This is a genomic window from Arthrobacter sp. TB 23 (assembly GCF_000294595.1).
Taxonomy (GTDB): Bacteria; Actinomycetota; Actinomycetes; order Actinomycetales; family Micrococcaceae; genus Arthrobacter_D.
Map to the genome: position 1 here is coordinate 1 of NZ_ALPM01000075.1, position 24,525 is coordinate 24,525.

The window sequence follows — 24,525 nt, forward strand, 5'->3', positions numbered from 1 at the left end:
GGGGATGATTTCGATGGCTGAGATCTTCGCCTGATCCACCGTCGAGGTGAAGTCCAGGTCAAGATTCCCATCCGTTACCGGGACCACCGTCGAGACCACATGGGCCGTCATCGGGGCCACCACAGCATTCAGGTCAAGCCCTGCGATCTCCACCGGACCGCCCTCAAAATTGACGCTGAACACCCGCTTACCAGCACCACCCGGACCACCACCGCTCGCACCATGCCAAATCTCGGCGAAGTGCAGCTTCACCGTGTACTCCCCGGCCGGCAGCGGCACGTTATAGCCAAACGACGCCGCACTACGCTCCGAGAAATACAGGTCATCCATCGTGGTCCCAGCAATCTGGGTCACCTTCGCGTTAGTGAACGACTTCCCACCAGCAAACTTCTCATCCGCCAGCCACTGCACCCCACCAGCAACCACCGCAGAACCACCAGCATTAATCCGCACCACATCCCCCACCTGCTCCTCCGGCGGCAGCGTGGCTGTCACCACCGTTGAGGGACCTGAAAGGTTGGCTGCCGCATCCGTTGCAAGGACCCGGTAGTAGGACACGGCGCCTGCAGGCGCCGAGGTGTCAGCGTAGGCGGAGGTTGTTACCGGCGAGCTGGTGAGCCGCTGCCATGGACCGGAGGCACTGGTGCCCCGCTCCAGGTAATAGCCCGCGAGATCGGGTTCGGAGTTGTCGTTCCAATTCAGATTGACTGTGGATCCGGACACCGTCGCGGCCAGTCCGGCGGGAGCCGCCGGTGGTGTGGTGTCGGTTGCTCCGGCTGGAGTCGCATTGGTCATCAGGTAAACGTTGTCCTGATAATCACAGTTCACGTCGCCCGTGCCGCACTGGTTGGCGGCCGTGACATAGTCGTGCCCTACGATCCAGGCGCCCGGAACTGCAGCTCCCGTCCGATCCTTGACTGGCCAGGTCTTGATTGGGACGTGCGTGTTGTTCTGGGTTGATTGACCACCGACCACCAGTGGAAAGTTGACCGTCGGGCTGGCCGAGAGCTGAGCTCCACCGGTCAAGGCACTGTTGAGCGGGAGGGTGGTCTGGCCGTAGGTAGGATGATGTGAGGCGGTTGTTCCCGCAATATTGATGGTTTCCGATGCCGTGCAGCAGCCATGGAACGCGGCTATCTGACGCACCGTGACGGGCTTCGTAGTATCCATCCGTTTCCAGGTCTTGGACCGGACTTCGTCACCGTTGAGCGGCGAGCCGGTGTTTTCGGCACCGTTCCCCAGAGTTCCAAGGTTCGTGGTCCAACCGAAAGCCTTGGTGATCTCAGCCAACGGCAGTTCATTGTTTCCTTCGGGGCTGGGCATATAGATGCCCCGTAGCTGAATGGTAGTCATCGGCTTTGCTGGGTCGCTCGTGGTCAACTCGACCTGCGCGGTGCGCACTGACGACAATCCTGTGACAGAAGTGAAGCGGGCCTTGAAGGCCTGGGTTCCGCCCGGTGGGATGACGAAGGGGCGGGCCGGCAGGTCGATAAGCACGAACTGGGACGCGTTGAGGCCGCTCAGGGTAGCGTCAGACACCCTGAGGTCCTTGGTGCCCGTGTTCGTGATAGTTGCCGCCGCTTCGTCGACCACCTTATGGGTGGTGACCCCCGAGTTCAGCCGATGCATGACCAGCCAATCCTCGGAGAACCCTGGGATAGGTTGGCCCGCAGTCCTCGTTGCCTGCTCATTTCGAAGGGTGAGGGTGCCGCCCACATCCAGGACCTCAAATTTGACGGTTCTTTTGAAGGTTCTACTTGCGGAGTCCGTAGCGGCGACATCGAGCGTGTAGTTGCCTACCTCATCGAAGGTGAACGGTGCCGTGTAGGGCGCCGCCGTACCGCCGTTGATTGAGTAGGTCAGCGAGGTGAGGGTAGCGTCAGGAGACGCTTCGGCGGCCAGTGCCACTTTTGCGACACCACCCGAATATTGAGCCCCTACCTCAAGGCCGTTGGCAGTGACACTAATGTCAGGTACCGCGAGATTCACTCCCTTGATACTGACCCAGTTGATCTTCGTGTTGGTGCCCGTGGGAACCAGGGTTAGCATCCCATCGGTGACCTCCACAGTGATCGTCCCCGTTTTGAACGGGGCAGATCCGGTAGGGGTATACGGCGCGAAGACGGGCTTGCCCTCAACAGAGATCGCGTGCGTCGAGTCGAGGTAATTGGCATCGCCGACCGCGAGGGAAACCTGGTAGGTGCCGTTGCCGACGGCGTGCTGCCAGACTCCTGTTGAAAAGGCGTCCTGCATTTGCACCAGGGACTGCAGCGTGGGATCCGCCGGATAGATGATGCCCGTGGTTGGGGTGGCCCTGTTCCGGGCCGAAGTAAATCGGTCGGTGGGTTGTCCGTTGACGAACCAACCGTGAGCGTCCTGGTCGAACGCTCCCCCGGTGTCTGCCACCCAGCCTGACGGTGTGGGCACCGACGATGGCTGGAAATTGTATTTCACCTGCGGCGCCGTGTCCGGAACGGCACTGAGAGCGTCCCCCTTAATCGACACCCAGTTGAGCTTGGTATTGGTGCCTGTTGACGCGAGGGTGAGGGCCCCGTCGGTGACTGTCACTTCCCGCGTTCCTGTTTGGAATGGGGTTGCGCCGGTGGGCACGAACGATGCAACGAGCGGCTGACCCTCTACCGAAACACCATGAACCGAGTCCAGATATCCGGCGTCACCCACCGATCCTGCTACCTGATAGGTGCCATTGGGAACTTTGTACTCCCAGACACTGCTGGGAAATGCGGCTGCCGGTCCCATATGGATATTGGTCTGGAGCAGCGGGTCACCCGCTGGATAGTTGATGCCAGCCGTAGGCGACGTCCGATACCGTGTTCCGCCGCTGGCGTCGTACGGTGTGCCATTGACCGACCAGCCGGAGCCGCGAGTCGCCGAGTACGCTATTCCGGTGTCAGCCGTCCACCCTGCGGGAGTCGGCGCCGTCGTCGTTTGGAAGTTGACTTTTACCTGGGCACCCTCGGTGGGATCATCCCCAGTAATCGGGCCCTCAACCGGAACGATGTCGAGGTAGTTAATCTTGGTGTTGGTACCACCGTTGGCATCCACCGTAAGGAAGCCATCGTTCACTGTGACACGTGTTGTAACGGTCCGGTGCCGGGTGGCTGAACCTGAGGTCCCACTGGGGGTAAACCGGTTGATGACACTTTGGCTCTCCAGGTTGATTGAATGCGCTTCCGGCGCAGTCTGGGCCAGTGCATCCCCAACCGCCACGGTGACGTCATAGTCGCCGTCCTCCAGACCGATCTCCCAGTAGGCGTAGGTCGATACGCCGTTGAAGTTGGTGATGTCCCCGGATTGCATGTGCATTAGGGTGCGCAGCCGCTGATCGGACTGGGGCGCGAACGTTCGGTCGCGCCCGTTACCTTCGGTTCCGCCAGTGGAGATGTCCAGGGGATTCTCGGTGGCCTGGCTCTTCCAGCCGTACTTCAGCCCGCCTGGCTGGTCGCTCCTGGTGCGATCGCCGAACGCCTGTCCAAAGTCCCGTGCGTAACCCGCTGGGAGAGTCCCAGCGAGGTTCGAGAAGTTCACCCTGATCGCTCCAGGCGACTCAGGCGGAACATCTCCGGCAGGCCGCACTCCGGTCACCAGAAAGACGTAGTCCTGGTAGTCACCGTTGGATGCGTCCTCGAAGGTAATGAGATAGCTGTTCGCCAGGGAAACACCTTGACGGTCCTTGGCCGGGTAAATGCGGGCACGGTGGGCGATTCCGGTATTCAGCCGGTCCTCCGTGTAGCCGAACCGCTGGAATGCGTTCGAATAGTAGTAGAGGCCAAATGCATCAGTTCCCGGATCGAACGTTTCAGCCGTTCCGGTGCTGGTCGGGGGCAGCAACGACTGGTAGCCCTCGATTGCGATGGACCCCAGCTTGCGCCGTTCCTCGGTCGCTGCGTTCCCGGTGTACCAGCCGTAGGGCAGGTCTTCACGCGGCGCGTACTGTGCCAGAGGCTTCATCGTCACCGGTGCCAGCCCGGCCTTGACGAAGAGCGGCTCCAGCACCTCCTCGCCTTTAGCGGACGGCTGGACTCCAGCCTCGAGGTTCTGCCAGCCCGGATCAACCTTGTAACCCAGGGTGCCGAAAACGTTGGCTAGCGTTGGCTCGTTGAGTCCCTCGATCCCGTTCATCGTCAGCCCATAGAGGCCGACGTCGACGGCGATACCGTCACCGCCGGTCAGTCGCAGGATCGCGCTGCGCTGCCCCACGGTGGTGCCTGGTTTGAAGGTGACGTTAATGGTGGTGGAGGCACCCGCTGCGAGGCTCACACCGTTGCCCCCCGAAAAGGTGAATTCGCCGCTATTCGCCCCAGCCAGGGTGGCGCTCAGGGTGAGTGAGCTGGTGCTGGAATTGGTCACAGTTACCGGCTTGGAGGAGCTTGTGGTGCTCTTCACCGCCGAGAAGATGACCTCGGGCACTGATGCCTTCACGGATGCCGCCTGCTGGGCTGCGGGTACCCGCAGCAGGAACATCTTCTGGTTGCTGCCGCCGCGATCGTACTGGTTCACGTAGAGGTTGCCTGTCTTGGGGTCCTCCACAACTTCCAGGGGATCGATAAACTCCGATACGTTGCCGATCATCGAATCGGCGACGCCGGTGATCCCAACCGAGGTCTGGGCGCCCAGAATCTTTCCGCTGGCAGTGTCTGGCTGCAGGAAAATCAAATCATTGTTGTTGGAGAACCGGGATACGATCAACCGGCCTTTGAGCTGACCCCCAAAAGTGTCGCTCTTGTACTCGATTGCTCCGTTGGGTGACTTGTTGTATTCGAAGTTGTAGGCCACTCCGCGATAGTTCGGGTCGGCCTTTACGCCGGAAGGATATTTGCTGCCGCCCTGCCCCGCATACAGCGGGGGCTTCGCAGGATCGTTGCCTTCGTTCAGCACCCATTCGCAGCGTTCCGGGTTCGGGTGTCCGTAGTAACCGCCGGCTACGACATCGAAGAGGAAGTCCTGCTGCGTGGGGTGATTGGCGACGGCCGGAACGCTGCCGCCCTGATAGTTGCGGCGCTGGCACTGTTGCGTCACATCCAAACCGTTGACCGAGCTGTAGCCGGGGATACCGGTGGCAGCTACCCGTGTGAAGGTCCCGTTGGAGTTGGCCGTCACCCCTGGCGAGTTCGCACCACCCGCGGTGCCGTTGGTTGGCACATACAGGTGACCGTTGGAGTGCCACACCAGGTCATACGCATTACGGATGCCCGTGGCGTAAATCTGCAGCGGGGCTCCGGGCGCGTAGGGATTATAGGTACCGCCATCAGCGGTCTTCACGTTAATGGGCTCACCCGAGGTCGCGGCCTGCTGCACTGCTGAGTGATTGGGATCAAAAACCAGGGTTGCCGCGGTGAGGAGTGTCTCCCCGCGTTGGCCCCACGAATTGTCGAGGTCTCCCGCCGCCTGGTTGGAGCCCTGCAGGAAGTACAACCGCCCGTCTGGGCCGTATGCCATGGAGTTGGTGAGGTGATCCGCCTGCGAGCGTGGCAATCCGATGAACACCTGGGACTCGACCTGCAACTGGGCCCCGCTCAGCACACTGACACTCGATACCCATTCGCCCGTTTCATTGAAGGTGTTTGCCGTGGTCGATGTGATCCAGACACGGAGGTTGTTTGCCGTAGACGCCTTGTCGAAGACCAGGCCCACGATGGCCCGGCCCCCATAACCTAAGGCCTCTTTGTTACTGAGTGACCCGTCAGGACCGACGGTGAACCGGTACAGGCCTTGGCCGATAGACGCGGCATACATTTTGCCGTCCGGGCCGAACGTCATGGAGGACCAGTAGGTGCCCTCCGCAACCGGCTGTTCTTCCCGCTCGAAGCCGACTCCGCGTACCGGGGTGAAGTCATCCGACGCTTCAATAACATCGGTTCCCGTGGTGAAGATTGAAGTGAACGGCGCGAAGGCCACCCCGTAATTGTCTTTCACCCCGGAGGTGACGACGAACCGGTAGTTGGTGTTGGGTTTCAGCGCGTTGTCGGGTTGAGTCGCGATAACATCGTTGCCACCTGATGTTCCTGTTGAGGAAGGCACCTCCGCACCCGAGGAAACCTCATAGATATGAACGTTCCCGGGCAGCGATGTCGGGTCGACGCCTACCCCGGCGTAGGGAACCCGAATGGTTGCGGAAACCCCATCATTGGGACTGTGGCCCGTGCCCCGGTTGTTCGGGCGCATGGTGTCCACGTGTGGAGCCAGGTCCATCCCGACGATGTCGATATAGGCAATCTTGCTGTTCTTCCCCCCGGTGGCATTGATCGTCAGGGCACCATCCCACACACCGACCGTCGTCGTCTTTATTGCGTACTCGGCAGCCTCAGTACTCTGGAAGGACTCAATTCCAACGCCAGCTTCAATGTTGATTGCGTGCAGGGAGTCGTACACGCTTCCAAACTTCATGTCGCCGACTCCGACGGTGACCTTGTACAGTCCGTTGGGGACCTGTGCCTCCCAGACACCTTCGGTTTTGACCCCTTTCGTTCCCGGATCGTCCCCGTATTGCATATGGATGATCGAGTCGAGACGCGGATCTATCCCGGCCCGTCCCCGGTCGCGGCCATTTCCTACGAGGCTCAACGGATTCCCGTCAGCCGTCTTCCAGCCGTAGGTTGCCCCTTCGCCCTGTCCGGCACTTGACCGGGCGCCGAAGGCCTGCCCCCAGTCGGCGCGGTAGCCGGTCGCGGGCCCGCTCGTATCGGTCGTGAAGTCGACCTTCAGGACTGTGGTGTTCGGAACGTTAGGTACGGCGCGGACCTCCGCAGACATCGCCGATTCGTTGCCTGAGGTGTCAACCGCGGTGACGGTGTAGAAGTAGGTGGTCCCGTTGACCGCCGTCGCGTCGGTGTAGGTTGCACCCGGCACAGTGCCTATCCCAGTAAGAAGGTCGCCGGTCTCGCTGACGTTGGGCTGCAGAGAGCGGTACACGCTATACCCGGACAGATCGGTGGCAGACGATGCCGCCCACGTGAGCGCCACTGATGTGTCGCCCGCCGCGGCGGTCAGCCCGGTTACGACTGGAGGCGCCGTCGTGTCGGACGGCTCAGCCAGCATGATGCTGGTTTCGTTCGACGGGAGTGATTCGTTGCCGGAGTCGTCAACGGCTACGACCGAGTAGGTGTAGGTGGTGTCCTCTTCAGCTGTGGAGTCAATAAATTCCGCTGTGCCTTCGGGCTGTTCTGTCAGGACAGTCTCTGCCTCAGCGTCAGCCGGGGTGCTGCGAAGTATCTGGTACTCGGCAGTGTCTTCTGACGGACTTTCCTCCCATTGCAGTTTGATAGCGGCGTTTCCGTCCTCGCCCTTGTCGAGGCGCGCCGTGAGATCGGTGGGAGCGACCGGCGATTCGGTATCCTCCCCGATCTGCTCAAACGACACCGCGAGCGACGCCGGACCAGAGGCCTGGAAGTACTCGACGGTTACCGTGTGAGGACCAGCCTCAAGCGATACGGTTTTCGAGTCGCTGCGGCCAGGGGAATCCCAGTGATCAAGGACTGTCGCACCGTCAACCAGGACCCGGACGCCATCATCGGCTGCCGCAGAAACCAGATAATCTCCCCCACCTTCGATGGTCCTCTCCCAGCGACCCGAATAGTCGGTTCCGCCAACACCGGTTGGTCCTTTGCCATCCGCAAACTGATAGTCGATGCCGACGACGCATTCAGAAACGATCGCCGACCCGCCTAAAGAGACGCCGTCGAAGTACTGCATCGACCACAGACCGTCTGTGCATCCCTCAGAGGGCTCTGGGATGAAGATCTCGACGACGTTCGACGGACCGGATTCGCTTGAGTCCTCCGCCACAGCCTGTACCCGGTAGTGGTAGGTAGCACCTGGTCTCACTGACGCGTCGATAAATCTCAGTGTGTTGATGGGGGTGTCGCCGCTGACGAGGTCCGCATCGTCTGTGAATTCGGCCGTCTCGCTGCGATAGACGTTGTAGCCAATTGCGTCCATGCCTGGGCTCCAGGCCAACGCGACTCCCACTGTCTGGACCGTCGCCGACAGATTGGCTGGATCAGCAGTTCCGTGGTCAGGCGCCTCGGGAGCGGGCGCTGGCTCAGGTACCGGTTGCGGCTCTGGCTCTGGCTCTGGCTCTGGCTCTGGCGATGGTTCGGGCGATGGTTCGGGATCCCGCTCGGGCGAGGGCGAGGGTTCGGGAGTCGGTGAGGGTTCGGGAGTCGGTGAGGGTTCGGGAGTCGGTGAGGGTTCCGGGGTCGGCGTCCTTGACGGTTCAGGTTCAGGTGCCGGCTCCGGTTCAGGTTCAGGTTCAGGTTCAGGTTCCGGCGATGGTTCCGGCGCTAGCGTGGTCTCGGGTCCGGGGGCGGCCTCAGCCGGGAGCTGCTCGACGGTGAAATCGGCAAATGCCGTGATACCCGGGGTGGTTGCGGTTGCGCCATCGGAGGCGAGGATCCCGGTAAAGACGGGTGAGCCTGGGACTTCCGCTGGTTCGTTCAGGAACTCCTGGGGAAGCTCGATCCTGCCCACCGCCACGGGATCGGAATTGTCGATCTGGTAAACCCCCATGAGTGATTGGGCACTGGTATCCACATCAAGGGTTAGGCGGAGCCGCTTTTGCGGCGCGGCGTCGTCGGCCGGCGCTGTGAGTGCTTCGTCGGACACGGTGGTGCTGGAGTCAGGCGTGGAAGTCTCCTCGCCGTCGATTTCACTGACAAGTTTCACTGCGCGGTCCGACCCGGCCCCAGCCCCAGAGAGCACCAGTTGGACGAGGTTATCCTCATCTGCACCCAACCAGATCCCGGCGTCCTGCGTCTCGGTAAGCGTTTCTGGAAGAATCATTTCAGTAGAGATCCTGATGGTCTCTTCACCCGGGTTCAGTCCGACGCCCAGAGCATTGACGAGGTTGTTCGAGTCATCGGCCGCGCTACCGAGCGCAGCAATGTATAGATTTCCGTCCTTCATGCTCAGATTGCCGGGAACATAGCTCCGCTCCTCTTCCGTCTCCGAGGAGGGAAGCACCATGGTGAATCCCGAACCTGGCTCGGCTTGCCCGTCGAGTACTGGCAGGTCACCGTCGAATTCAAGTTGGATGGTATTCGACTCAATTGCAATCTTTTCGATCGGCAAGGGCGACCAGGGGGAAGGCCAGCCGGGTTCGGCGTCATTTGCCGGCTCTTGAAGGGGCTCGGCCGCAGCTGGCAGTGCAGCGAACGTTGAGGTGATCAGGCTGCAGCTAACCACGACGCCAAGGACTGCACGCCAGCGACGGTTAGCCACCCGATCGGAATATCCTGATTGAATTATTACGTGGCGACCCGCCATGTTTATCCCCTTTAAACGGCCTGGTGTTGTTCACCAGTTCAAGCCGGACTTATATTCACAGCAATGGCGTGGCATAGCACGGAATCGCCCCATACTGAGGTCTACCAAGGGTTTGCGCGGCTTCGCCATAGTTTGAGAAAAGACTGGTAGCCGCTTCCGCCAATGTGGGTGCCAGGGCGGTGAAGGATAGGTACCGAGGCGGCGGAACCGCGTAGTACCCTGTAGTGCCGGTCGTTCGGTTGATCCTTTCGGGATGCCTACTCTAATGGCGCGCTTTTTAGCCCGGATCATCGGGGCGGACTACGTGTTGTTCGTTGACCGAACACGGTACTTCCTTCGCAGGGCAGGTAACTAGCAGTCCCAAGCCCTGATCAATCCCTAGACTTCAGGGATCACAACCAATCCTTGCAAGTCTGTCCAGGCCTGTTATCTGCTCCATGGTCTCGCCGCGCGGGTTGGCTGACATGGGAGGGCCGGCTTTGACGATTCGTTATCTAGTGTTGGCGCACTACAACCCTGCTCAATTTGCGGAATTGCTGACGGCTTTGGAGCATCAGGGCAGCACGGTGATCGTCCACATCGACCAGAAAGTCGACGACGCACCGTTTCGTGCCGCAGCGGGAACCAGCGGAAATGTCCGGTTCATCCCGGATCGCTTCCGCGTTCGGGTGAACTGGGGCGGTTGGTCCCAGGTGGAGGCCAGTCTCAGCCTCTTGCGCTTCGCCGTCAACGGTCCTGATTTCGCTGCGGAGGACAGACTGGTCCTCCTCAGCGGCGATTCCTACCCCGTGCAGGAGCAATCGGTGATTCATGACTACTTTGCCGCCCTGGATGACCAACAGTTCATCAATTGCCTACCGATGGATCCGGCGACCAAACCATCGAGCCGATTTACCCGTTTTCATCTGGAATACGATCCGCACCGCAAGTTCATGAGCGTTCTCCCCCGACTCGTCAACAGGTGCGGTGTCCCCCGCAACCATGAGCGCGCATTAAACGGACGGCGGGTTTATTGCGGGAGTCAGTGGTGGATGCTGACCGGGGAGGCAGTGACGTGGATCCTCGACGAGATTGATGCTGATCCAGCGTTCACCCGATACTGCCGTTTCACCCGGATTCCCGATGAGTTCTTCTTTCACACATTATTGGCAGACTCTCCGTTCACCCATCAGCTCAAACGGAGCCTCATGTACTCAAGCTGGACCGATGCCTCGGGGGCCAGCCCCGAGGTGCTCCGGAAGCGACATATAAAGGATCTCAAGGTGGCCTCCCTCATGGTCAATCAGCGAGGCTATGGCGTCGCTCTTGCCCTTTTTGCCCGAAAGGTGGTCAAACCGAAGATCACCAAAAAGATCCGGCGTGACCTCTGGAAATTGACCCTGGACTCTGCATAATGAAGGAACAGGGCTTGGTTCCCGGACGACGGCGTCACGGTTGCTTCGAAAGACGTTTCTTCCATAGACCGTTCGACGCTGAAGGCTGGAGCACTTCATGAAACTGCAATTCCTCGTCATGCTGGCAACCCGGGTCTTCGCGAGCGGCGTCCAGGCTGTATCAGTAGTCCTCCTCGCCCGCTGGGTGGGTATCGAGACTTTCGGGCTCATCGCCGTCGTCCTCGGCATCGGCGGAGTCCTGTTCACCGTCTCGGATTGGGGCTTGTCCTCTTACATCCCCCGCGCGAGGGCTAAGGGAGACCACGGCGACGTCGCAACCGGACTTCGCATGAGCTGCGGCGGCAATTTGATCGCAGGCATCTTGTTCGCACTTGCCATTCTGGTCATCGGGCTTTCCACAGGAGCCTCTTCATGGTTGTGCCTGCTACCGATCGCGCTGGCCCTCGACCAGTTCACTGAGGCGGGACTGACGGTTCCTGTCGCTGACAAGCTCAAACGTCCGATCATTGTCTCGGTTCTGCTCCGGCGATGCGCCGCGCTGGCAATTTTCGTCGGACTGTTCATGGTCGACGTCGATCCCCTCGCCGCCTACACGCTCGGTATGCTCATCAGCGGTTTACTGGGCCTGGCCCACATCCTGGTGGTCCTCAGGTCCCGGATGCGCGGCATAAGGGAACGGTCCCCGTTTCGGGTGCTTTACCGGTCACTAACGCCGTACATGGTGGCTAATCTCAGTGCCGCCTCACGATCCCTGGACGCGGCAATTGTCGCTGGCACCACATCGGTAGCTTCTGCTGGCCTGTACTCGGCCGCATTCAGGATCACCCGCCCACTGATGCTCGTGGGGAGCGCAGCCGTTGCTGTAATTTTGCCGCATGCTGCCAGGGAGTCGCTCGCCACTGTAAAACGCTTGGGCTGGCAACTCAGCGCGGCCGCTGGCTTGAGCGTCATTCCACTCGCGGTCGTGGCGTATTTCGCCGAACCCATTGTGATCCTGCTGTTCGGCGCCCCCTACGCTGATGCTGCCCCGGCGTTTGCCCTTGCCGTCCTGGCTATCCCCTTCCTCTCGCTGGCGCCCCCTCTCGGTGGCATGCTTCAGGCCCAGGGATACCAGAATTTTGTGGCCCGCAACGGAGTGATTTTTGCGGCTGTCACGTTGGCTTCGGTGTGGGTAGGTGCGGTGTATTGGGAAGCAACCGGAGCCGCGGGAGGGATTCTTGTCGCCTACGTCTTGAAGGTTGTGGCGCTGCTGGTTCGGTTGTTGACGGCGAAACCCGTAAGTCCGGCTACGGGTGCAAGGAGTTCAGCGGATCCTGATCTGCCGCTCGTCAGCGCCGCCGAGGTGGCAGGTATCGGCCGCACTACGCACGACGCCGTCCCGGGCCGCCAAGGTTGACCGGCTAACTTCGGCTGACCTGCTAACTTCGAAGGCCCCGGCTTGCTCCGAGCTGACCCGCAAGCTCCGATCAGCCGGGAAGTGGCTGCCCCGTGACCGAGGTGGGGTAGATCCGTCGTAGGTGGATCGAGCAGACAAGCATCAGCGACATCGAGACCAGCTCACCGCCAGTTTCCAGGAAGGTGAGGAACTGCCGTACTGGAGCGTCAAACACGGTGGTTGTCATGACGTGAACCATGTCGATCCCGACGCCGAAGAGCACCAGAATGCCGGCAAGGATCATGAACAGCCTGGATCCGGCGCGTGCCCCAGGTGCCCCAACCCGGTGAGCAAGGAGGAGGGCAATGCCCAGCGGAACTGCCACACCTCCCCAAACCAGCAGCTCCCCCAGATCTACCGGCCGCAACCCGGCCACCGCTGGGAGCCCGAGCGCATCGGCCAGGAACCCTCCGACGCGCTCGTGAATCATCAAAAAGTCATCAAGAGTGATTGCCGCAAGGATCGCCGTCCACGCAGCATAGACCAGCGACGGTCTAAGTTGGCCGGACCGGCGTCGGTGGAGCGCCACCAGGCTGAGAAGGAAGAAGCCCGCGAGGGCAAGCTGGATGTGCCCTAACAGTTCAGGAATTGATCGATCAGTATCCCCGTCCCATCGCTGACTGGAAAACAGGGCCACAGCCCCGCCGTCGTCGGCGCGGAGGTGGGTGGCGTACGCCAGAAACAGCAACGCATCTACCGCCAGAACGATCAGGCAGCAAAGAATCGTTACTCGATCCGGGCGCACCGTTCGTAGCGGCGAGCTGGGAACCTCGAGAGGTAACGGTGCCATGACTACCTTTCGATTAGGCGTAGATCTTGGCCCTCCGGGTTGATTTCTCGCGTATCACCCTGACCAACTGCCGGGGGCTTGAGTTCGCCCACATGAGCACAAAGTGGGCGCCTGATCTCGCCAGTTGCTGCCCCTTGTACCGTTGCGCGAGGTGGAAGTCCCGCCGGAGCCTCCGCAGTTGACTGCGGGTTGCCTCCGTCCGGTGTTTTGCAATGTACTTCTGGATCCCGGCCGCCCGTGACGCTCCCCGCGATGACAGGTGCCCGGCGCCGTCAGCAGTTTGAATCACCAGGGGCTTGGCAACCACCCCATAGGTATGGCCTGCTTGGAGGAACCGAACGAAGAAATCGAGGTCGTTGTACACCGGTAGACCGGTATCAAAGCCGCCGAGCTCGTCGAAGACCGAACGGCTTATCAGGAAGTTGCTTCCGGTCACCCCCGGGTTGTGGGCTAAGGCTTGGTTGCTTGTCACCCCGGGCTCAACTGACAACGACTTGGGGTAGACCTTGCCGTTCACTTCGCGGGATCCCCACGCGGCAACCAGGCTTGTCCCGGATCGTTCCATTTCGGCCAGACACTCGGCCAGGAAGGCCGGTTCCCACCGGTCGTCGTCGTCCAGGAAGGCCAGATGTGTGGAAGCTGCCCTTGAGGCTCCGACATTTCGCGAGCTGGAGGCGCCAGGGTTCCCCCCTCCAGAGGCATTCAGGTACGAAAACCTCTCCCCATATGACCGGACCAATCGGTCGGTGTCCGGGGAGCCGACGTCGTCGACGACCACGACAGCGTCCGGCGGATAGGTCTGTACAGCCACCGACGCGAGCGCGATCGCCAGCAGATCGTCCCGTGCATGAGTCGGGATGACACAGGTGATTGAAGATTCAGACATCAATCAATCCTGTCCTTGTTGGGTGACCCGTAGCGGTGGGAGATCCGTGATCAAGTGGATTGAGGGCACTGACCGCTGGCTTGAATGGGCGGCAAGGGGCTTATCGACGCCCCATGGCCGGCGCCAGACTTTTTCGGGTGTAGTCGCTAGATGCCGTGGGCGACTGTATCGGATGCTGGCGCAAAGTACGCCGCACGCGAGTGCGATCAGATACATCGCTGGAGTATAGCCGAGGAGGTTCGATTCTGATCCGTTGACCAGGACGAAGGTTGCGAGCGCCAACAAGAGGGCAGCCTCCCACCTTCCCTCCTTAAGGACGCCGAGGACCCAGAAGATGACGATGGCAAACGTAACCGCGACCAGTGAGCAGCCAACGATTCCAGTTTCCACGAGGAGCTGGATCGGGAGACTGTGGGCCGGCGCCTCTAACGGCATCAGGGTGGTCGAGGATGCTCCCAGTCCGTAACCGAACCAGGGCTTTTCCTGCCACGCCTCGATCAGGAGGTGCCAGTTTAGAAGCCTCCAGTCGAGGCTGTTTGTCGTGACCCCCTGGTCGAGGGCGGCCTGGAAATTGAAATTAATGAAGTCGTTGAATCGATCAGGTAGTCCGAGAAAAGTGACAGCGGCTAGTGCTCCAACGCTGCTGGCAATCATCAGGAGGCCCTTTTGCAGACCGCTAAGCGCAGAGGTGGCGATGACGAAGACCGCCAACGCCGCTATGACCCCGATCCACGCGCCGATGCTCTGGGTGACGATAAGGCCGGCGACACTCACAGCACCGATCCATAGGAGCCGCGGACGCCGGAGGTTGAGGGCCAGACACAACGCTAGGAGAGCCGAAATAGCGAGAAAGGCTCCAGCCGTGTTGGCGTGGTTGAACGTTCCGTTCATCCGGTCGCCAGAAGCGGCCATGGCCGGAACCCCTCCGAAGAATCCCACCGTCGAGATTACTGCGGCGGGAAACGAGCACCAAAGAAGATACTTCAGAGCCTTGTCGAGGTGCTGCGCAGCAAACGAGTATGCAAGAACGAAAACTGCGAGGATTGAGCCGAGGGTGATGGCTTCGCGGAAAGCGCCAAGAGGTGGCTCTCCGCCGACGAGCCTGATCACCGACCCGAGGATCAGGACCAGCAAAATCAGGGCAATGGGTAAGTGAAGACGGTGTGGAATCCGCGTTCCTCGTGGCATGAAAGCGGCGATGATCGCCAGCAGGCCCAAGGCTGCTGAGAGAGCCGCCGATGCCGTCGACAGTTCACTCCCGGCGCCAAATTCTGTGAGAGACCGGCCGACCACAATGAAAAGCAGAACCTTTCCAGCAGGCAGAACCGGTAGCGACAGGATGAGGACCGTCCCCACAATTGCCAGTGGTATCAACAGGGAATCAGCCAACATGGTGAACCTCCCGCCCAAGCCGAGCTGACCCTACCTTTCGGCACAGCCGCGAAAGATCGAGCCGTTCACAAAGAGTAAGTCTGCCTGCCTTTTTTCGAAGGTCGGCAAGAAACCCAAGCAGCTTCTCAGCTTCCTTGTCGGTGACGACGGGACGCCGTAGTTCCTCGAAGACCTGATGGTCAGCGCCAAGGACCATTTGACTCAGTCTTGAGTGAGCGTGCGCAGTAACAGGGTTACTCCTGGCCGCCGCAATCCACTCAGCTCCAGCAGTGACCTGCTCTAAATGGTGCCGGTACATCACACCAGGTCGCGCCAGACGGCGAAGGCGGTACCCGCGCGCGGCCATCCTTAGCCAAAGGTCGTAATCCTCGGAAGGTACTTCCCGATACCCGCCCGTTTCAGCCAGGACCGAGAGCCGACCCACCATTGTCGAGTGAGTAACTGGATTGATGAGCAGCAGGAAATACGGCATAGCCACCGGGGAGATAGGAAACTGAGCTGCTGGACGTAACCGCCGTCCCGGCCCGAGGTGGACAAGGCCGCCAAAGACGACGTCAGCAGTGTTGTGTTCCAGTGCCGATAGCGCGCTTCTGAATCGCCCGGGGATGACGACGTCATCCGCGTCCATTCGAGCAACGTACTCCCCAGTTGCGGTGGCAAGAAGAGCGTTCAGGGTTTTCGCTACGCCTTGGTTCGATGATGCAACGCTCACCCTCAGCCGCTTGTCCGAAGATGCCACCCTGTCCAGGATGTCCAAGGTCCCGTCAGTGCTTGCGTCGTCGAGCACATGCAGTTCCGCGTCACCGGGTAAATCGGAGAGAGTGGACCCCACCGCACGGACGATCGTGGCCTCAGCGTTGTGCGCCGGCATGATTACGGTCAGACGTGGCATCGGTCGTCCCGTCTGAAGCCGACACTCGGCAGTGTTCCGCTGTTCGCCGTAGGATCAGTGAAACGTCGCATGTGCCCACTCCAGATGCCGGGACAGGCCTTCTGTCAATGAAATCTCGGCTTTCCAGCCGAGTGCCCGGTCGATGGCGGCGGTACTACCACCCGTACGCCAGACATCACCAGCGACGGCATCGATGTATTCGACGTCGAGGGGGGTGTCCCCCATCTCGGCGAGCAAGCCCAACACATCGTTCACGCTGGTGTTGCTTCCGCCAGCCACATTGAAGACCGACCCCGGGGGGACATCGGGGGTGGTTCCGGCAAGCACGTTGGCCTTCACGACATCGTCGACATAGGTGAAGTCCCGGATCTGTTCACCTGATCCGAAGATTGTGATCCGTTCGCCCAGCACCGCCGCCCGAGTGAACCTGGTGAAAGCCATATCGGGTCGCTGGCCGGGACCATAGACGGTGAAGTACCGCAACGAAACCGTCGGAAGACCAAAGTTGGCGGCATACAGCGAACACATGTGCTCAGCGGCTAGTTTGGTCACCCCATAGGGGCTGATCGGTTGCGGCCGGACGTCCTCAGTGGTGGGGAACCGCTCGGCGTTTCCGTAGACCGACGAGGATGAGGCGTACACGAATCGGCTCAGCGATGTTGCGTCCTTAGCTGCCTCGAGCAGGCGTTGGGTGGCCAACACATTGGCTTCGACATAGATGCCAAAGTCGGCACCCCAGGATTTGCGAACCCCCGGTTGTCCGGCCTGGTGAAACACCACGTCAACGCCGGCTAACAACTCAACCAGATCGACCGTATTGAGGTCATCCTCACGGAAGTCCAGCCCTGGCGGGAGTGAGGCCAAATTGGCCTTTTTGATCCGGACGTCGTAGTAATCGCTGAGAGTGTCGATCCCAACAACCTGGTGACCTTCGTTGAGTAGGTTGCGGGCCAAATTGCTGCCGATAAAACCGGCCACGCCGGTGATGAGAGCTTTCATGCGAACCTCCGCGTAAGAGAACTGATGGCTGGCCGGATGAAGCGCGGCCCCTTGACGAGATAGCGTCCTGCGAGTCGACGAGGCTCCTGGATTAGCCGCCAGGTCCACTCCAGGCCGAGGTTTTGGACGGCAGCAGGTGCACGCCGTTTGCTCCCGGCGGCGAAGTCCGCAGCGGCCCCAGCACCGATATAGACGGCTGGCGGGNNGGCCCGCCAGTGGGAAAAGAAGGCCTCCTGTTTAGGCGAGCCAAGACAGATGAAAACGACAGCTGGTTTCCATGCGGCGAGCGCGTCCACCGCATTGCTCGAGGCCGTTTCCGAAACGTCTTTGACGTAGGGGAAGGGAATGCTGTGGACGACGCTGCCGGGGTAGCTGTCCATCAGGGTGGCGGCAGCCCGTCGACCCACGTCTCCGTTGCCGCCCAGAATAGCGATTCTCCAGCCGGTATCGGCGGAGTGTTCGGCCATCAGCGGCAGGAGATCCGCACCGGTGTGGCGGTGAATATCCCGGGCGCCAAGCAAACGCAATACTGCAACCAGTGGCGCACCGTCCACCAAACGCAACGATGCTGCATCGTAGGCTCTTCTCAGTGCTGGTGACTCCTGCAGATCAAGCACCTGGTCCACATTCGGGGTGACCACCAGGTGTGGTTGCTTCGAATCAACCAGGCTCCCAATTTCGGTCAGCAACTGAACCGTGTCGCCGTTGAACAGGCGCCATCTGCCCAGACGGACGCCCTCACCGTCCAGCTCAAGCGCAATCTCCTGGCGTGCCGTGTCTCGCAGCTTCCTGTTCCGGCCACGGGCTGACCCCTGGCCGATAGCTACGGGCCGGGGGCCACTGAATGAGAGTAAATTACGGACTACCGCTGGTGCGCTTAGAGCCTCAACAGCCTTGATGACGGCCGCTGGCTGGATATCTTTAACCTTGTCCACCGCAACAGCGATCTGTTGCGGATCCCGCGGGGTCACGTACCCCGTCACGCCGTCAACTACCAATGATCCAGTGTCTGATCCGTCAGTGACCACTGCGGCTAGTCCCGAGGCCATCGCCTCGACCAGCACCCGGGGGTATCCCTCATACCCCGGATGGGAGGTCATGAGGAAAATATCGGACCGCTCCATAGCCGCTGCTACTTCAGGCGGGTTAACTCGTCCACGCACCGAGATCGTGAGGTTACTGCGAGTGGAAAGGGTTTCGGCACGGCTGGTGACTGCGTCCAGCAGCGTTCCCGAACCGAGTAGCTCTAGACTCCAGTGATCGCCGGGATAGCCATCCGCGAGACTTTCCATCACGTCCAGGGCTAGCAGCGGATCCTTGGGGGTTTCGAGGCGACCAACCCAGCACAGGGAACGCCCCGTGGCGGAGCCGTTGCCCCTCCCGCGAATGAGCTTCGGGTCATACCAGGTCGGGGAGAAACGAGCTGCCTGGTTCCACTGCACGACAGTTTGTGCGTAGTCCTCGTTGAAGACCACGACATCCACCGCACGGGTGACAACCGACTCCTCCAGCCGGCGATGAACCCCCGCCGCCCGGCGCCAGATGGAATCTGAGGTAGCCCCGGTGAGCCCATTCTCCTGCGTGTGGATGAAGTAGACCAACGGTGCGGCCACCAGCCGGGAGACGGCCAGTGCCGTGTCCATCCGGTGAGCCTGCACAAGGTCGGCTGCCGGCAAACGGCTTCGAAACCTCATCAGCCCACCGATCAGACGGAGCGAGTGCGGGACTCTTCTCCGCTGGTCCCCCGGATCCAACCGGGCGACAGGAAGGAACCAGACCGACCGACCGTTGAAGGTATGCACCTCCCAGGTGCCCAGCACCCGGCCTGATCCGCCGCCGCCGGTATCGACGCCAACAACCGCCAGCTCCTGGTCCGCCGGGGCGTAAGCGCAGATCCCCCGCAAGCACGTGTCAATGCCGCCCGGAGAAGGCTTAGCCGGATCGAACTGATGAACAATTAGACGGTCGACCTGCAAAGGCCCTGATTTTTTCATGATGCTCCCCAGCTCAACATCGACTCACGAATTCGGTGGCTTTAACCAGAGACCCCTTGCCTTGACTATTAATCGGCTAGAGCACCACAGAGTCGGAAGAAAATGTTTGGAATTGATGGCCCATGCTAATCATGGCGCCATCAATAAATCTATGGAGTTCATCGAAGGCAAGTAGGAAGCCGGCTCAATCGAGTAGTTGGGCGACTGCTACTCATGCACACGCTTGTGCGACCCGAGCATCCAGTTCCGCCTCTCCAGTACGAATATCAGGCTTTCGGGTGGGGCAACCGATTGAATACCCGTTGCTGGTGAGCAATTCTTTCTCTTAGCAATTAGATTTCGCGGGACCGAAACTAGCTTTTGCCTTTTACGGCACCTGGCGCCCCGGACGTCGGTCTTATTTCCCCACCAACAGATCTATTGCGTCGCCGCGGACAGGAAATTAGGTTCCCGCGGAGACTTATTAACAATATTTCGAAAGGTCTCAGTCATGGAGTTACGAAACTACCTACGAATACTTAAACGGAACTGGCTGATCATCGTCGGTGCGACGGTAGCTGGCCTGCTTGTCGCTGGTATTGCCTCGCTGCTCACCAGGCCCATCTACACGGCCTACACCGAGCTATTCGTCGCAGTTCAGGACGTCGGCTCGGTCTCGGAGTTGCAGCAAGGCAACACTTTCATGCAGGACCGGGTACACACCTACACGCAGATGGTCGACTCGCCCCGGGTGCTTCAGCCCGTGGTCGACGAGCTCGGCCTCGATCCAGTGACAGCAGCTAACCTCTCGTCCAACGTCTGGGCAGCGAGCACACCCAACACAGTTCTGGTCGAGCTCGGGGTCAGCAACGAATCACCAGAGTTGGCAACCGCCATTGCCAACAGCCTGGCCGCGAATCTTATTACGGTGATCGACGATCTTGAGACCACCAACGTTGCGACCACGTCCCCGGTGCAACTTTCAGTACTTACCGAGGCAGCGGAGCCCACTACGCCCTCCTCACCGAACGTTGGTATGAACCTTCTAGTCGGGCTGTTGACCGGGCTTGGCATCGGCCTCGTCGTTGCCCTGCTCCGCGCCAAGTTCGACACCCGGATCAGGAGCGCCGCTGACCTACATGGAGTTACCAAGGCGCCAGTTCTGGGAATGGTCCGCTATGACGCCGCAGCCGCCGGCAACCCGATGCTGACGCAGACCGCTCCCCAAAGCTCACGTGCCGAAGCTTTCCGGCAACTTCGGACAAACCTTCAGTACACGCAGCTCACCCGTGGTTCAAAAGTAGTCCAGGTGACTTCCTCCTTGCCTGGGGAAGGCAAGACGACAACCGCGATCAACCTCGCTATTGCCATGGCTCAGGCCGGAAAGCGGGTCGCCCTGGTGGACGCGGACCTGCGGCGGCCAGCGGTCGCCGGATACCTCCAGCTTGAAAGCGATGCCGGGCTCACCTCAGCACTCATCGGACAGGCAGCTATCGTCGACCTGATGCAGCCCTGGGGGCAGAACGATCTGCAGGTGCTGACCTCGGGTCCCATTCCGCCGAACCCCAGTGAACTGCTGGGATCACCACAGATGCTCAACATCCTTGCTGAGCTTGAAGCGGCCTATGATGCGGTGATTGTGGACGCCCCGCCGGTACTGCCGGTAACCGACGCCGCCGTGCTGTCGTCAAACGGCGTCAACACGGTCTTGGTCGTGGGCGCACAGGGGGTCAACACCACGGATGTCTACGAGTCCCTGAAGGCACTGGAGCTGGCTGGCGGGCGAGTGCTTGGTCTGATCCTCAACAAGTTGCGCATCCCCGAACCGGATGCCAAGGCGCGCGCCTACTACAGCTCGGTTGTGCCACCAGCGCCTGGGTCGGCCGAGGTCGCTAATGAAGCGGGGGGAACGACGCGAACGGCTGACTATCGAAAGCCGGACCCCCGAAAACCCCTGGTCCCGCCGAAGCAGGCACCGAACGGGAACCACCCACCGAAGCGTGACCTCATCCCTGCAGGCATAGGCAAGAAGAACACCACTTCGGCCCGGGACAGCCCGTCGCCGAAGGTTTCCTCACGATCATAGGACGAGATCTCCGAGTGTCGGCAACGGCGTTCAAAGGATCACGCACCCTTTCTCCCACCGTCAATGACGCCGGTGGCACCACAACCCGGATCCGTTAGCGGATACCGCTTTAGCGGGGCCGGCGGCGTAGAAGCTCTCCTGAGACCGGAGCTTCGTCCCCAGTCGTCGTCGGCCCCTTACTCACCAAACAGGAGATGAGGACCACAATGAGTGAGTTCAGCATAGCCACCGAAACCGGGACCCGAACCCCCACCACCCACTTCGACGTCCGCTACCCGGCGACAAGCTACCGCACCAGCCGCGCATCCAAATCCCCCGTGAAATCCCGCCGCGACTGGATCCGCCCCTACCGTGCGATGCTCCGGGTGGCTGACACCCTGGTCATCTGCGCGGCTCTGGTGGTCGCCCAACTGGCGCGATTCGGAACGGGCAGAGTCCAGGTGCCGGTTGCGGACACTGCCATAGGGTACGACTTCCTTGGCCTTGCGATCGCTTTGATGTGGTTGGGTGCACTCAGCGCATTCCGAAGCCGTGACCCTCGGGTCCTCGGACTGGGAAGCGACGAGTACAAGCGAGTCATACATTCAACTCTCCTCGTCTTCGGCATTACAGCAATCTTGTTGGTCGTAGCCCAGGTCGACGCGTCTCGAGGCTATTTCGCTCTTGCCCTGCCGCTCGGAATGGGCGGTCTGGTGCTCACACGCTGGATGCTTCGGTCCTGGCTTACCCAGCAGCGAACCAAGGGACGATTCCTTTCCCGTGTCGTCGTTCTCGGGCGCCCCAAGGACGTCAAATACGTGATCAAACAGATCAGAAGCAAAACCGGTGCGGGCTACGAAGTGGTGGGGGCAGCCCTTGCCGGGCACTGCACCCAGCCGCGGCTTTATGTCGACGGCGCAGCGGTGCCCGTCGTGTCGGACCTGAACTCAGTGGTCGAGGTCCTTCCCGGATTAGGGGTTGACGCAGTGATTGTGGCCGGGCCCGTTCAGGGCGGGAGCGGGTTCATCCAGAAGTTGGGTTGGAGCCTTGAAGAATCAGACACCGAACTGGTTCTTGCTACTGGCCTGACAAACGTCGCTGGTCCAAGGATTCATGCCAGGCCGGTGGAGGGCCTGCCCCTGATGCATGTTGAGCTACCTCAGTTTGGCGGGGCCAAACATCTGGTCAAGCGCCTGTTGGATATTGCGGCCTCGGCGTTGGCACTGGTAGCCCTGCTTCCGGTCTTTGCCGTAATCGCACTGTGTATCAGGCGGGATAGTCCAGGTCCGGTCCTGTTCAAGCAGGAACGGATCGGAAGAAGCGGGGAAACCTTCACCATGTACAAGTTCCGCTCCATGGTGGTGACCGCTGAGGAAGAACTCGCAGGCCTCTTGGGCAGCAATGAGGGGTCCGGGCTGCTCTTCAAGATGCGCAACGACCCCCGCGTCACCAAGGTTGGCGGCTGGTTGAGACGCCATTCACTCGACGAACTCCCCCAGATCTGGAACGTCCTGGTCGGTGATATGAGCCTCGTTGGCCCTCGGCCACCACTTGGTCGGGAGGTGGACGGCTACGCCAAGGATGTGCACCGCCGCCTCTACATCAAACCGGGGCTGACGGGGATGTGGCAGATCAACGGCCGATCCGAGCTGAGCTGGCAGGACAGCGTCAGGCTTGACCTCTACTACGTCGAGAACTGGTCCATCACGATGGACCTGATGATCATCTGGCGCACCGCAAAAATGCTGATCAAACCGGTCGGCGCCTACTAGTCCCCTCACAGAAATCGTCTCAGTCTAAGGAAGAATTATGCGTATCTCTGTTATTGGTTGCGGATATCTAGGTGCCGTCCACGCTGCGTGCATGGCGAAGCTTGGCCATGAAGTAGTTGGAGTAGACGTCGACCAGCGAAAGGTCGACGATCTGGAGGCCGGGCGTGCACCGTTCTTCGAACCCGGTTTGCCGGAGCTTCTGGAGGAGCTTCAGTCTTCGCAGCGGTTAAGTTTTACCACCGATATGGCCGCGATTGCCGAATCTGATGTCACCTTCATCTGCGTCGGGACACCCCAACGAAAGGGGGAGTTCGCCGCTGACCTCCGCTACGTCGATGCGGCATTCGTGGCAGCTGCCGAACACCTTTCGGAGGGTAGCGTCGTCGTCGGCAAGTCGACGGTGCCCGTGGGAACGGCCACACGGCTGTCCGAGGAACTTCGCTCGTTGGCTCCGGGCGTTGTCCTCGCATGGAACCCCGAGTTCCTCAGGGAAGGTCATGCGGTCGAAGACACCCTCAGTCCCGACCGTTTTGTCTACGGCATTCCGGATGGAACCGCTGGCGCATATGCGATGACCGCTCTCGATGGGGTCTACCAGGTGCCAATCGCCAACGGCACCCCCCGCCTGGTGATGGATTACGCGACAGCAGAGCTGGTCAAGGCCGCGGCGAACTCCTTTCTCGCCACCAAGATTTCCTTCATCAACGCGATGGCTGAGATCTGCGACAGCTCGGGCGGCGACGTGACGCTCCTCGCGGAGGCGATCGGGCTGGACGATCGAATCGGTCGAAAGTTCCTGAATGCTGGGATTGGTTTTGGCGGGGGGTGCTTGCCGAAGGACATCCGTGCGTTCATGGCCCGTGCAGGCGAACTTGGCGCCGACCAGGCCCTCACCTTCCTTCGCGAAGTTGACACCATCAACATGCGGCGACGTTCGAGGGCTGTGGAAATCACCAGGGAACTTTTGGGCGGCTCTCTCCTCGGCAAACGCATTACTGTGCTGGGTGCCGCCTTCAAACCGGATAGTGACGACGTAAGAGATTCGCCCGCCCTCAACATCGCCGCCCAGCTGCAGCTGCAGGGAGCCAACGTGACAGTGACGGACCCTGAGGCAATCGAGAACTCTGCCCGCAGGTTTCCCGAGCTCAACTATGAATCTGATCTCAATTTCGCGGTGCAGGATGCGCACGCGATTCTCCTGCTGACCGAATGGCAACAGTACCGGGATCTCGACCCGTATGCCCTTGCCGAGAAGGTGAGTGCCAAAGCGATTCTCGACGGACGTAATGTGCTTGAGCCTCTGAAGTGGCGGGCCGCGGGCTGGACCTACCGGGGAATTGGGCGCCCCTAGCAACAACACTCCAAGTCAACAAAATGGCACTAACTTCGTGCGCTTCGAGCGCCGGGGGTTAGTGCCATTTTTTATGAGGCGTGGGTCTTCGACTGACGATGAATCCTCCCGCCCCAATGACAGAACCGTAAAAACGTGTTGTACGCTGTTACCGGTCTCTATCTGCAGCAAACCCCTCATTGCGTTAGCTCCAACTAACAGCTCCTGCTGGTTTGCCTTCCAAGATGCCGGGGCCCTTGGGGCGCCTTCGGCTTACCGCGTGGCTAAAACTGCCATGCCGACGAGAGAGTT

General features: G+C 60.5%; 12 protein-coding genes. 5 read left to right on the forward strand and 7 right to left on the reverse strand.

Going from position 1 to position 24,525, the window contains the following annotated elements:
- A partial coding sequence (locus tag B384_RS19750; RefSeq protein ID WP_050994965.1) for a malectin domain-containing carbohydrate-binding protein occupies nucleotides 1–9,240 on the reverse strand: 9,240 nt, incomplete at its 3' end.
- Between the two features lie 524 nt (nucleotides 9,241–9,764).
- Between B384_RS19750 and B384_RS0111190 the strand changes: the two genes are divergently transcribed.
- Nucleotides 9,765–10,679 (forward strand): beta-1,6-N-acetylglucosaminyltransferase, encoded by a 915-nt coding sequence (locus tag B384_RS0111190; protein WP_192813089.1) that lies wholly within the window; start codon nucleotides 9,765–9,767, stop codon nucleotides 10,677–10,679.
- Nucleotides 10,680–10,776: 97 nt separating this feature from the next.
- Nucleotides 10,777–12,075, forward strand: a complete 1,299-nt coding sequence (locus tag B384_RS0111195) for a lipopolysaccharide biosynthesis protein (protein ID WP_019483203.1) — start codon at nucleotides 10,777–10,779, stop codon at nucleotides 12,073–12,075.
- A 70-nt stretch (nucleotides 12,076–12,145) separates the two neighbouring features.
- Here B384_RS0111195 and B384_RS0111200 read toward each other — a convergent pair whose 3' ends face one another.
- The 6 genes from B384_RS0111200 to B384_RS19755 are packed head-to-tail and all read right to left on the reverse strand — an operon-like array spanning nucleotide 12,146 to nucleotide 19,067.
- The gene (locus B384_RS0111200; protein WP_156809072.1) at nucleotides 12,146–12,904 is read right to left on the reverse strand and encodes a hypothetical protein; all 759 of its coding nucleotides are present in this window, start codon (nucleotides 12,902–12,904) and stop codon (nucleotides 12,146–12,148) included.
- A gap of 13 nt (nucleotides 12,905–12,917) precedes the next feature.
- Complete coding sequence (locus B384_RS0111205) at nucleotides 12,918–13,790, reverse strand: glycosyltransferase family 2 protein (RefSeq protein WP_019483205.1); 873 nt, start codon at nucleotides 13,788–13,790, stop codon at nucleotides 12,918–12,920.
- Between the two features lie 3 nt (nucleotides 13,791–13,793).
- Complete coding sequence (locus B384_RS0111210; RefSeq protein WP_019483206.1) at nucleotides 13,794–15,182, reverse strand: O-antigen ligase family protein; 1,389 nt, start codon at nucleotides 15,180–15,182, stop codon at nucleotides 13,794–13,796.
- Nucleotides 15,172–16,074, reverse strand: coding sequence for a glycosyltransferase family 2 protein (locus B384_RS18690; protein ID WP_019483207.1), 903 nt, complete (start codon nucleotides 16,072–16,074; stop codon nucleotides 15,172–15,174). Before B384_RS18690 ends, B384_RS0111210 begins: the two co-directional genes overlap by 11 nt.
- Before the next feature lie 54 nt (nucleotides 16,075–16,128).
- Complete coding sequence (locus B384_RS0111220; RefSeq protein ID WP_019483208.1) at nucleotides 16,129–17,073, reverse strand: NAD-dependent epimerase/dehydratase family protein; 945 nt, start codon at nucleotides 17,071–17,073, stop codon at nucleotides 16,129–16,131.
- Nucleotides 17,070–19,067, reverse strand: a complete 1,998-nt coding sequence (locus B384_RS19755) for a WecB/TagA/CpsF family glycosyltransferase (RefSeq protein WP_083850924.1) — start codon at nucleotides 19,065–19,067, stop codon at nucleotides 17,070–17,072. Before B384_RS19755 ends, B384_RS0111220 begins: the two co-directional genes overlap by 4 nt.
- 490 nt (nucleotides 19,068–19,557) lie before the next feature.
- Between B384_RS19755 and B384_RS18700 the strand changes: the two genes are divergently transcribed.
- The 3 genes from B384_RS18700 to B384_RS0111240 all read left to right on the forward strand — a co-directional run bounded on the left by B384_RS18700 (nucleotide 19,558) and on the right by B384_RS0111240 (nucleotide 24,234).
- A complete protein-coding gene (locus tag B384_RS18700; protein ID WP_019483210.1) occupies nucleotides 19,558–21,132 on the forward strand; it encodes a polysaccharide biosynthesis tyrosine autokinase in 1,575 nt (524 codons plus the stop codon).
- A 206-nt stretch (nucleotides 21,133–21,338) separates the two neighbouring features.
- The gene (locus tag B384_RS0111235) at nucleotides 21,339–22,883 is read left to right on the forward strand and encodes a sugar transferase (RefSeq protein WP_019483211.1); all 1,545 of its coding nucleotides are present in this window, start codon (nucleotides 21,339–21,341) and stop codon (nucleotides 22,881–22,883) included.
- A gap of 37 nt (nucleotides 22,884–22,920) precedes the next feature.
- The gene (locus tag B384_RS0111240) at nucleotides 22,921–24,234 is read left to right on the forward strand and encodes a UDP-glucose dehydrogenase family protein (protein WP_026041140.1); all 1,314 of its coding nucleotides are present in this window, start codon (nucleotides 22,921–22,923) and stop codon (nucleotides 24,232–24,234) included.
- The last annotated feature ends 291 nt before the right edge of the window (nucleotides 24,235–24,525 follow it).

Excerpts from the sequence above, each read along its gene's own strand:
- B384_RS0111200 (WP_156809072.1), bottom strand. The coding sequence starts at position 12,904 with ATGGCACCGTTACCTCTCGAGGTTCCCAGCTCGCCGCTACGAACGGTG.
- B384_RS0111235 (WP_019483211.1), top strand. The coding sequence starts at position 21,339 with ATGAGTGAGTTCAGCATAGCCACCGAAACCGGGACCCGAACCCCCACC.
- B384_RS18690 (WP_019483207.1), bottom strand. The coding sequence starts at position 16,074 with ATGCCACGTCTGACCGTAATCATGCCGGCGCACAACGCTGAGGCCACG.
- B384_RS18700 (WP_019483210.1), top strand. The coding sequence starts at position 19,558 with ATGGAGTTACGAAACTACCTACGAATACTTAAACGGAACTGGCTGATC.
- B384_RS0111240 (WP_026041140.1), top strand. The coding sequence starts at position 22,921 with ATGCGTATCTCTGTTATTGGTTGCGGATATCTAGGTGCCGTCCACGCT.
- B384_RS0111210 (WP_019483206.1), bottom strand. The coding sequence starts at position 15,182 with ATGTTGGCTGATTCCCTGTTGATACCACTGGCAATTGTGGGGACGGTC.
- B384_RS0111205 (WP_019483205.1), bottom strand. The coding sequence starts at position 13,790 with ATGTCTGAATCTTCAATCACCTGTGTCATCCCGACTCATGCACGGGAC.
- B384_RS0111220 (WP_019483208.1), bottom strand. The coding sequence starts at position 17,073 with ATGAAAGCTCTCATCACCGGCGTGGCCGGTTTTATCGGCAGCAATTTG.
- B384_RS0111195 (WP_019483203.1), top strand. The coding sequence starts at position 10,777 with ATGAAACTGCAATTCCTCGTCATGCTGGCAACCCGGGTCTTCGCGAGC.